The sequence below is a fragment of the Dolichospermum planctonicum genome (assembly GCF_005402965.1).
In the GTDB taxonomy this organism is placed as follows: Bacteria; Cyanobacteriota; Cyanobacteriia; order Cyanobacteriales; family Nostocaceae; genus Dolichospermum; species Dolichospermum planctonicum.
In genome coordinates, this window is record NZ_BJCF01000085.1 from 1 (window position 1) to 10,082 (window position 10,082).

General features: G+C 40.6%; 6 protein-coding genes and 1 pseudogene. 5 read left to right on the forward strand and 2 right to left on the reverse strand.

What is annotated here, in order from left to right:
- Positions 1 to 348 precede the first annotated feature (348 nt).
- Positions 349 to 840 carry a photosystem II cytochrome c-550 gene (gene psbV, locus FFO06_RS20240; protein ID WP_137909639.1) on the reverse strand — a complete coding sequence of 164 codons (492 nt, stop codon included), beginning with the start codon at positions 838 to 840 and terminating at the stop codon, positions 349 to 351.
- Between the two features lie 529 nt (positions 841 to 1,369).
- Positions 1,370 to 1,804 carry a hypothetical protein gene (locus FFO06_RS20245; RefSeq protein ID WP_137909640.1) on the reverse strand — a complete coding sequence of 145 codons (435 nt, stop codon included), beginning with the start codon at positions 1,802 to 1,804 and terminating at the stop codon, positions 1,370 to 1,372.
- A gap of 332 nt (positions 1,805 to 2,136) precedes the next feature.
- Here FFO06_RS20245 and FFO06_RS20250 point away from each other — a divergent pair, with 332 nt between their 5' ends.
- From FFO06_RS20250 to FFO06_RS22185, 5 genes and pseudogenes are all read left to right on the forward strand, one after another.
- A complete protein-coding gene (locus FFO06_RS20250) occupies positions 2,137 to 2,979 on the forward strand; it encodes a lysophospholipid acyltransferase family protein (RefSeq protein ID WP_137909641.1) in 843 nt (280 codons plus the stop codon).
- 250 nt (positions 2,980 to 3,229) lie between these two features.
- Positions 3,230 to 4,720, forward strand: a complete 1,491-nt coding sequence (locus FFO06_RS20255) for a sensor histidine kinase (protein ID WP_137909642.1) — start codon at positions 3,230 to 3,232, stop codon at positions 4,718 to 4,720.
- A gap of 618 nt (positions 4,721 to 5,338) precedes the next feature.
- Entirely contained in the window at positions 5,339 to 8,122 is a 2,784-nt protein-coding gene (gene secA, locus FFO06_RS20265; RefSeq protein WP_137909643.1) for a preprotein translocase subunit SecA, read from the forward strand.
- A gap of 278 nt (positions 8,123 to 8,400) precedes the next feature.
- A complete protein-coding gene (glmU, locus tag FFO06_RS20270) occupies positions 8,401 to 9,756 on the forward strand; it encodes a bifunctional UDP-N-acetylglucosamine diphosphorylase/glucosamine-1-phosphate N-acetyltransferase GlmU (RefSeq protein ID WP_137909644.1) in 1,356 nt (451 codons plus the stop codon).
- Positions 9,757 to 9,955: 199 nt separating this feature from the next.
- Positions 9,956 to 10,082 (forward strand): annotated as a pseudogene (locus tag FFO06_RS22185) (RNA-guided endonuclease TnpB family protein); the annotation flags it as partial.

The window sequence follows — 10,082 nt, forward strand, 5'->3', positions numbered from 1 at the left end:
CACCACCCCCCTTTTAATGATATGTATTCTCATTAAGCTTATTTCTCTTTAATTGATCGTTAGTTATTATGTACTACTATCTCTGCTTTTTTGATCTGTGACAGTTCAGGGTGCGGAATGTGGGATTTAACTAAATTTACAAAAAGTAAGGGCAAGGTAATTCTACCCTTACTATGTATTATATGCCTTATGTGAGTAATATGTGACTTCACAACTCTTGCTGTTTTATTAGGTTTCCAGAGTTGCCCAAAACGATGATTTTGGCAATTATCAACGGAATTACAAGGTTTTTTTCCACTTAATTCACATAAGCTCTATTATTGATTATTTGACTGTATTCTGGTATGGTTAGTAATAAATCTTACCACCGCCCCATTTTGTACCAACAACTTTTGGTTCTAAGAGAATATGTCCAGCAATTGCTTTCAAGTCTTCCTCCGTCAGATTTCGCATGACTTTGAAAGTATCCGCACTCTTGATACTGGGGTGGAGTTCAGAAATCTCTATTTCACCATCATAGGTGGTGGGATTTTTCATATAGTCCACCAATCCTTCGATATTATTGCGGTTGGGTAAGGCACCTGCTAAAGCTTCTGGTTCAAGTCCCACGTTTTGATTAGTTTTAGTAACTCCACCCGCATGACATTGAGCGCAAGCGTAATTAAATAATCGTTTCCCTTCTTTGACTTGTTCTAAACTGAGGACAACGGTATCGCCCTGGGCATTTAATGGTACTGTGCGGATAGCTTCATCTAGTTCTACCGCTGTTGCACTACCGACAAGCATCTGCAATGTCAGCAACATAGTAACCACAACAACCCCAATTAGTCTTCTAAACATATTTCCCCTTCAAGATTTTGATCATTAACACAAGTTTTGATAGCGATACTAAATTTCTATACTGTTCATGACTGATGGGTGATTTGTCTTTGCTAATAGCTATTAGCATTAATTATTGTTGGCAAAATTTTGGCATTACCGAAAATAGTTGAGACATAATTACCTTCATACCTTCTAACTCCAGTGGAGTCCGATGCTATTTATAGGTAATTAAGAGTTGGTTAGACAAAAAACAATCCTTCTACAGAATGACTGTATTAGGCTGTTATCTCTGCTATTAATAGCTTTGGACAACCCATAACATTTGTGAACTTATCATAGAAATTGAGTCACTGTAATACCAATATCATGTTAGGAGTCCAATTTGTTGCCAAAACTTGAGACTCTCATAATCTGATTGCTGCAAATAACCTCAGCCAAGATTGGCGTGAGTCTATTATACTTAATAATCCACAAGGATACTGACTAAGTTGTTGCCCAGACCAGATTACCACCCCACAAAATTTATCCGGTAACAAAGCTAAAATTGTTATTTTTGTTGTTGTTGTGAAATAGAAAGGGTATAGTTATAATTTTGTTTCGATAATTCACCGACATACACTGAGTATTTTCCCTTAGTCCAGTAACCAGAGAGTTTTGGTTTACTTTTCAGATCATCATTACTAAGTACACAGAACCGCCCTCCTGGACCATCAATCAATAGCGTTGCCTGTCCTTCACTCTCTACTCTTAACTGTAGATATGGTACTGAATCTGTCATCTCAATCACTTGACTAGGTGTAGTGGAAATATACCCGCAATCAGTGTTAACTGTTCCCCCGGACATACCAGTTAAAATTATTGGGTCTATCTGGAGAGGATTTTTAATTTCAGTAATTGGGGGTTTGGCAAAACTAGCCTCATTAAGCAATAAACTTATTGCTAACCCCAAGGGAACAATTGTCAATGGTCTCAAAGTCTTCATGTTATTTCTACACCCCTTTAGGTTGATAACGTAATTTGTCAATGAACTTACCCAAAACAGAGCAGAAGTAGGGTAATTCATGAGCTACCCCACCTATATAATAACGTTTATAGCTACGCCACCTGGGCTATCAGCCACATTTTGCATAAATCCTATACTCTTAGTTAGACTAAAGTTAGTAGCTAGTTAGTGATTTGCCAAACTGAGAACCTGTGTAGTATTAGAGGATGTTTAGTCGGAGTACGGGAAATATTGGAAAGCTTACGTTAGGCTAGATAAAACTGCAAAATAACGGATTATTTCATCCGTGTAAATCCTGATCAAATTTCCTGATGTTAAAACTGCAACATCTTCAAAAGACTAATACAGGGTGGTCATTGGATCAACGAGATCCAAAGTTCATCGAGTCTATGATGCCCATATTGGGCTTGTTATATAACTTCTACTTTCGAGTCCAAACCAGTGGCTGGGAAAATGTCCCAGATGAAAAAATTCTCGTTGTCGGTTCTCATAATGGCGGACTTGCATCTCCAGATACATCAATGATGTTATATGACTGGTTTCGTCGCTTTGGTGTGGAAAGACAGATTTATGGTTTAATGCACCCCAAAGTTTGGGATGTATTTCCACCAGCGGCAGAAATGGCAATGAAAGCGGGTGCAATCAGAGCGCATCCCAAAATGGCTTATACGGCTTTGCGGTCTGGTGCTAGTGTCCTAGTCTATCCTGGAGGCGCTGAGGATGTGTTTCGACCCCATGCAATGCGAGATAAAATTTACTTTGCTCAACGTCAGGGGTTTATTAAGTTAGCTCTGCGGGAAAATGTCCCTATTGTGCCAGCGATTTCCTGGGGTTCACATGACACCCTGATTGTCGTGGCTGATATATATGATATCATGCGACAGTTCCATAACATGGGGATACCTTGGTTGTTTGGGGTTGATCCTTTAGTTTTCCCTATTTACCTGGGATTACCTTGGGGACTGGCTTTTGGTCCATTACCTAATATTCCTTTACCCATATCTATCTATACTAGGGTTTGTCCCCCGATTGTGTTCCCACGCTATGGAAAAGAAGCCGCAAGCGATCGCACCTATGTTAATGAATGTTACGAGTTAGTTAGAAGCAAAATGCAGCAGGAGTTAGATACTTTAATCCAACAAGCTACTCATTAACAGTACCCTGGCGACTAGAAACCGCCAGGTTATTTTAATTAATAACAGATTCATAATGGGTAATTACACTCTGTTACCTGAGACTTGACGCTTAAAAGTCGAAACTTGAGGAAATTGCACCTTAATTGTTCGGTTGTACCACTTTGACTTCTTCACACCAAAGTCTATAATCCCATGATTATAAGGTGCAAAGATATCCCTAGCCACCCTTAGCTACTGTAGCAATTCTGCAATCAAGGGACAAAAACCTGTGTACAAATGGATTTTGCCAAGTCTCAAGGAAGTTTTATCTTCAAGTCAGTCTCCTATGGCTGACTGTTCCACGGCTAAGGCCGAACATCAATGGCGTGTCAGTCTCGCGGCCACAGAAAACCTGCTGTTGGGTTTTTTCCAGTCCCTGGCTACGACTTTACCCCATACTACCCCAGGTTTGGTATTAGCCGCACCAGCGCCTTTATTTAGTCACCCACAATTAACACAACATTTACAAACAATAACTTTTACAGCAAAACCTTTTAACCCTTTGGCTTTGATGCCGTTCATCATCCCCTCAGAAATCCCCCAGAATCTAAATATTATTAATAATATTAATATTATTAATAATATAGAAACTATTTCTCCTGATAGTCCCACTTTCCAAGAATCTATTTTACCTTTATTACCGGCTGATCCCCTGGCAGCAGAGCAGTTTTGTTTAGTATTCACAGATAAATTTAGATTAGTGCTGGTTTTGTCCGAACTTGAATCTGGTCAGAAAGAATTTTTATTTTCCTTTGAACCAGAAATAGTACAACAGGCTTGGCAATCTTTAGGTTCTAGGGTAGTTTTAACTAATCCAGAATTGTTTGCTGATTTAGATACTAAAGTCCAAAACTATCCTTTAGTTGCACCAGAGTATCACACTATCATTCAATTTAGTAAATTATTACTCCAGGAATTAACTATCTCAGAAAGTAATCCACAAGTTACCCATACTTTATCACCTGTTCCTTCACCTACTCCACCGCCAAAACATCCATCTCGTCCTGATGTAGAATTACTACAAGCTTTCGCCCATGAGGTCCGCACTCCGTTAACAACAATTCGGATGATGACACGGTTGCTATTAAAACGCCAGGATTTACCCCTCAATGTTATCAGTCGGTTAGAAGTTATTGATCATGAATGTACTGATCAAATTGACCGGATGGAGTTATTATTTAAGGCAGCCGAATTAGAAAACTTATCCCAACAACCCCTAGGCTCAAAATTTTCCCAGGCCGCCCATGCTCAACTAACACCGATGTGTTTAGATCAAGTATTAGAGCAAAGTATTCCCCGTTGGCAACAAGCAGCAACTCGCCGTAATTTAACTTTAAATGTGGTCTTACCTAAGCAACTGCCAACGGTGGTTAGTAATCCTGCTATGCTAGACAGGGTACTCACAGGTTTAATGGAGAATTTTACCCGCAGTTTACCTCCCGGTAGTTGTATTCAAGTCCAAGTAATGACCGCTGGTGATCAACTAAAATTACAATTGTCACCTCAGTTTAATTGTCAAGATCCCCAAAGCTCCATGACAACACCACCAATTCGTAAATCTTTAGGTCAATTATTAATGTTCCAACCAGAAACAGGAGCAATCACTTTAAATATAGCTGCAACTAAGCATTTATTTCAAGCAATTGGTGGCAAGTTGATTGTCCGTCAACGTCCTCAAAATGGCGAAGTGTTGACGATTTTCTTACCTGTAGGAAGTTAGACAATTCTGAATTTTGTCATCAGCGATTCATGTTTTTTGGTCAGTAAATGGCATCAGCAACACCAAAATTTGTCAACTAATCTGAGAGGTTGTTAATCATGATTCGGTATCCAATGGTAAAACAAACATTATTAAAACAAACATTATACAGTTAATCAAATTTTAGCAACTTTTCCCCTACACGCTGCTCACAAATAAATAAACATTCCCACTCTCAACTTTATGCCAAATTTAGTTAAAAGTAAATCCCACCAACGACTAAAACGCCAGCTACTCATCGTTATGTTAGTAATTTTTGCCTCAAGTGTGGCTATGGGCTTGGTATGGGGATTTTTGGTTACCAGTACCCACAGTGCAAATCCTCTAAACTCTTACTTTGCGCCCTTGCGCGAAACATAATTTCTCACGGCAAAATGTTACGATTAGGCAGCTTCAATATTAAAATAATAATTAAAACCACTCATTGTATATAAGTGATCAGTTTTTTAATTCGGTTTTTGAGTAAATTCTCATTTTCCACCCACCCATAAGCAAAGCGGCTGGGTTAGATTAAACGTCTATAATCATATAGCCAAAGCTTGAATCTCCATCCTTCTTGATTTAATTCTATAAACTGCCATGCTAAAACTCTTGTTGGGCGATCCCAACGCTCGTAAACTTAAAAAATACCAACCTGACATTACAGAAATTAACCTCTTAGAGGAAGATATTAAGCCGCTTTCTGATGAACAGTTAAAGGCTAAAACCGTCGAGTTTAAACAACGGCTGTCTAAGGGTGAAACCCTAGATGATATTTTGCCAGAAGCTTTTGCTGTGGTTCGGGAATCAGGACGGCGTGTTTTGGGATTGCGCCACTTTGATGTTCAATTACAAGGTGGTATTATTCTGCATAATGGGCAAATTGCGGAAATGAAAACCGGTGAGGGAAAAACCTTGGTAGCGACTTTACCGAGTTACTTAAATGCCTTGACTGGTAAGGGTGTCCACGTAATCACTGTTAACGATTATCTAGCCCGTCGGGACGCGGAATGGATGGGTCAAGTACATCGGTTCTTGGGTTTGAGTGTGGGGCTAATTCAGTCTACAATGACCCCCAGTGAACGCAAGAAAAATTATGATTGTGACATTACTTATGTAACCAACAGCGAAATCGGTTTTGATTACCTGCGGGATAATATGGCTACCTCCATGTCCGAGGTGGTACAACGGCCATTTAATTTCTGCGTCATTGACGAGGTAGATTCAATTTTAGTTGATGAAGCCCGGACACCCCTGATTATTTCTGGTCAGGTGGAAAGACCTACGGAAAAATATTTACAAGCTGCGGAAATTTCTTTTACTCTCAAAAAAGATGAACATTACGAAGTTAATGAAAAGGATCGTAATGTTCTTTTGACAGATGAGGGTTTTGCTGAAGCAGAAAATCAACTAGGTGTGACAGATTTATTTGACCCAGAAGACCCTTGGGCGCATTTTATCTTCAATGCCATTAAAGCTAAGGAATTGTTCCTCAAAGATGTCAATTATATTGTCCGCAATGATGAAGTTGTGATTGTAGATGAATTTACGGGGCGGGTATTGCCCGGTAGGCGTTGGAGTGATGGATTACACCAGGCAATCGAGGCCAAAGAACGGGTAGAAATTCAGCCAGAAACCCAAACTCTAGCGACCATTACCTATCAAAACCTGTTTTTGCTGTATCCCAAGTTGGGGGGAATGACGGGAACTGCAAAAACCGAAGAAGTGGAATTTGAAAAGATTTATAAACGAGAAGTTACAATTATCCCCACAAATCAGCCCAGAAGACGAGAAGATTTATCTGATATGGTGTTTAAAACCGAATCAGGGAAATGGAGAGCGATCGCTAAAGAATGTGCCGAAATGCACGAAAATGGTAGACCTGTGTTAGTGGGGACAACTAGTGTCGAAAAATCTGAACTCCTCAGCCGACTCCTCAAAGAAATGGAAATTCCCCATGAGTTACTGAACGCTAGACCAGAAAACGTAGAACGAGAAGCGGAAATTATCGCCCAAGCTGGACGCAGCGGGGCTGTAACTATAGCTACTAATATGGCGGGACGAGGTACAGATATCATTCTCGGCGGTAACTCTGAGTATATGGCCAGGTTGAAACTGCGGGAATACTTTATGCCTCGCATTGTCAGACCAGAAGATGATGATAATTTTGGTATCCAAAGGGCTTCTGGACTACCTATAGGTGGTAGCGGTGGTGGACAGGGTTTTGTACCGGGAAAAAAGGTGAAAACTTGGCGGGCTTCTCCAGAAATTTTTCCCACCCAATTAACAAAGGAAACAGAACAGCTTTTAAAAGCGGCGGTAGAGGCGGCTGTCAAGGCTTACGGCGAACGTAGTTTACCGGAGTTGGAAGCAGAAGATAAAGTGGCTGTAGCGGCGGAAAAAGCCCCTACGGATGATGTGGTAATTCAAAAATTGCGGGCGGCTTACCAACAGGTTAAACGTGAATATGAAGAATTTACCAGCAGTGAACATGATCAAGTGGTAGAACGAGGCGGTTTGCACGTCATTGGTACAGAGCGCCACGAATCACGACGGATTGATAATCAATTACGCGGACGGGCAGGAAGACAAGGCGACCCCGGAACTACAAGATTTTTCCTCAGTTTAGAGGATAACCTATTACGCATCTTTGGGGGCGATCGCGTTGCTGGATTGATGAATGCATTTCAAGTCGAAGAAGATATGCCTATTGAATCGGGTATGTTGACTCGCAGCTTAGAAGGCGCGCAGAAAAAGGTAGAAACCTATTACTACGATATCCGTAAACAGGTATTTGAGTATGACGAGGTCATGAATAACCAACGTCGGGCTATTTATGCGGAACGTCGTCGGGTCTTGGAAGGCGAAGATTTGAAGGAACAGGTGATCAAATACGCTGCAAAAACCATGGACGACATCGTTGATTATTACATTAACCCTGATTTACCTTCGGAAGAATGGGAATTGGAGAAGTTGGTGAATAAGGTAAAAGAGTTTGTTTACTTGCTGGCTGATATGCAGTCTAGCCAGTTGGAAGATATGGGAATTTTGGAAATTAAAGCTTTCCTCCATGAACAAGCGCGAATTGCTTATGATCTCAAAGAAGCGCAAATTGACCAGATTCAACCAGGATTAATGCGCCAAGCGGAACGTTTTTTTATTCTTCAGCGCATTGATACTTTGTGGCGGGAACATCTGCAACAAATGGATGCTTTGCGTGAGTCCGTTGGCTTGCGTGGTTACGGGCAAAAAGATCCGCTAATTGAGTACAAGAGCGAGGGTTATGAGTTGTTCTTGGATATGATGGTGAATATCCGCCGTGATGTGGTTTATTCTCTGTTTATGTTCCAGCCTCAAGCACAGCCTACTGTACAGGCTTGGTGAGATGGTTTAAGGGTTTTTTCTGGGTACGGGCGCAGAGGCACTACAGAGCCGTTTTCTGCGTCTTTTGTTTTATGGTCAGCAGGGGAGAAATGAACCACGAAGGAGCGAAGAGCGCGAAGGAAAGGGGGTTTAAGGAGAGGTATTTTGCGTCAGTCGTGATAGCGGGAATTATCTAAAATTTTTCTGGGACTTCCACTACAGATGATTAACTGATATGATATCGCCTGGAAGGGAGCAAGTCAAAAAGGCATTTATCGCAAAATTACTGATAGCTAATTATGGTTGTTGTAGCAATTCTCGCGGCAGGAAAAGGAACAAGAATGAAATCTAATCTGCCTAAGGTTTTACATTCTTTGGGTGGAAAATCTTTGGTGGAACGCGTTATTGAAAGTGCTGAACCCCTTTCACCTTCACGCAAATTAGTGATTGTTGGTTATCAGTCTCAGGAAGTAAAAACGGCTATTGATTCAATTCATGGCGTGGAGTTTGTGGAACAAACTGTACAATTAGGTACGGGTCATGCTATCCAACAATTACTTCCCTATTTACAAGATTATACTGGGGATTTATTAATTTTAAATGGTGATGTCCCTTTGTTGCGAACTGAAACTCTGAAAGCTCTCTTACAAACTCACCAAGAAAATCATAATTCCTGTACTATTCTGACTGCACAATTGGCAAATCCTCAAGGTTATGGTAGGGTTTTTCGTAATAGTGAAGGTATTGTCCAAAAAATAATTGAGGATAAAGATTGCACTCCTATTCAAAGAGAAAATGATCGGGTAAATGCTGGTATTTACTGCTTTCGTTGGCCAGATTTGGCTAAGATGTTACCACATTTACAAGCTAATAATGCCCAAAAAGAATATTACCTCACTGACGCTGTAACTCAGGTGGGTAAGGTAATGGCGGTAGATGTTCAAGATTACCAAGAAATTTTGGGAATTAACGATAGATTACAATTAGCGACGGCTAATGATATTTTCCAAAGACGCATTCAGGCAAAATGGTTATTAGCAGGTGTGACATTAATTAACCCTGCTAGTATTACTATTGATGAAACTGTGGAATTACAGCCAGATGTGATTATTGAACCTCAAACCCATTTGCGTGGGAAGACGGTAATTAAGTCTGGTAGTCGCATTGGACCGGGGAGTTTAATTGAAAATAGCAACTTGGGTGAAAATGTCACTGTCCTATATTCTGTAGTCACGGATAGTATTATTCAGAATAATACCCGCATTGGACCCTATGCCCATTTACGCGGTCATGCTAATGTGGGTGTAGGTTGTAGAATTGGTAACTTTGTCGAGTTGAAAAACACTCAATTGGGCGATCGCACTAATGTGTCACATCTCTCATATTTAGGTGATACGACCGCCGGAACTCAGGTAAATGTCGGTGCGGGGACAATTACTGCTAATTATGACGGTGTGAATAAGCATAGAACAATTATTGGCGATCGTACCAAAACCGGTTCTAATAGTGTTCTAGTTGCACCTATTACTATCGGGAATGATGTCTACATCGCCGCAGGTTCAACGGTGACAGAAGATGTGGCCGATGATGCCTTGGTAATTGCACGTAGTCGTCAGGTAGTCAAACCAGGTTGGAAAATGAAAACTCAAGATTGACATTTTATCAGAAAACGCCGTAATACCCCATCCCTCTACAGGGTGGGGATGTAAGGCGGGTAAAAATTAAACACCCTCCAAGGGATATTAAGCGCAGCTTAATCGAGAGAGAGGGTAGTTTCATTTTTACCAATCTTAGGGATTGACTAATTCCCTAAAGTAGACTATACTGAAAACAGGTCGAATTAGTAATAAAAAAATGATTGTTTTTGAATTTAAAGCCAAAGGCACAAAGCAGCAATATCAAAAAATTAATGAAGCTATACGGATAACCCAATTCATCCGTAATAAGTGCTTGCGCTTTTGGATGGACAATCAAAATGTTA

What these genes read in the sequence shown, in the direction of transcription:
- psbV (WP_137909639.1), bottom strand. Translation starts at nt 840, where the DNA reads ATGTTTAGAAGACTAATTGGGGTTGTTGTGGTTACTATGTTGCTGACA.
- FFO06_RS20245 (WP_137909640.1), bottom strand. Translation starts at nt 1,804, where the DNA reads ATGAAGACTTTGAGACCATTGACAATTGTTCCCTTGGGGTTAGCAATA.
- FFO06_RS20250 (WP_137909641.1), top strand. Translation starts at nt 2,137, where the DNA reads ATGTTAAAACTGCAACATCTTCAAAAGACTAATACAGGGTGGTCATTG.
- secA (WP_137909643.1), top strand. Translation starts at nt 5,339, where the DNA reads ATGCTAAAACTCTTGTTGGGCGATCCCAACGCTCGTAAACTTAAAAAA.
- glmU (WP_137909644.1), top strand. Translation starts at nt 8,401, where the DNA reads ATGGTTGTTGTAGCAATTCTCGCGGCAGGAAAAGGAACAAGAATGAAA.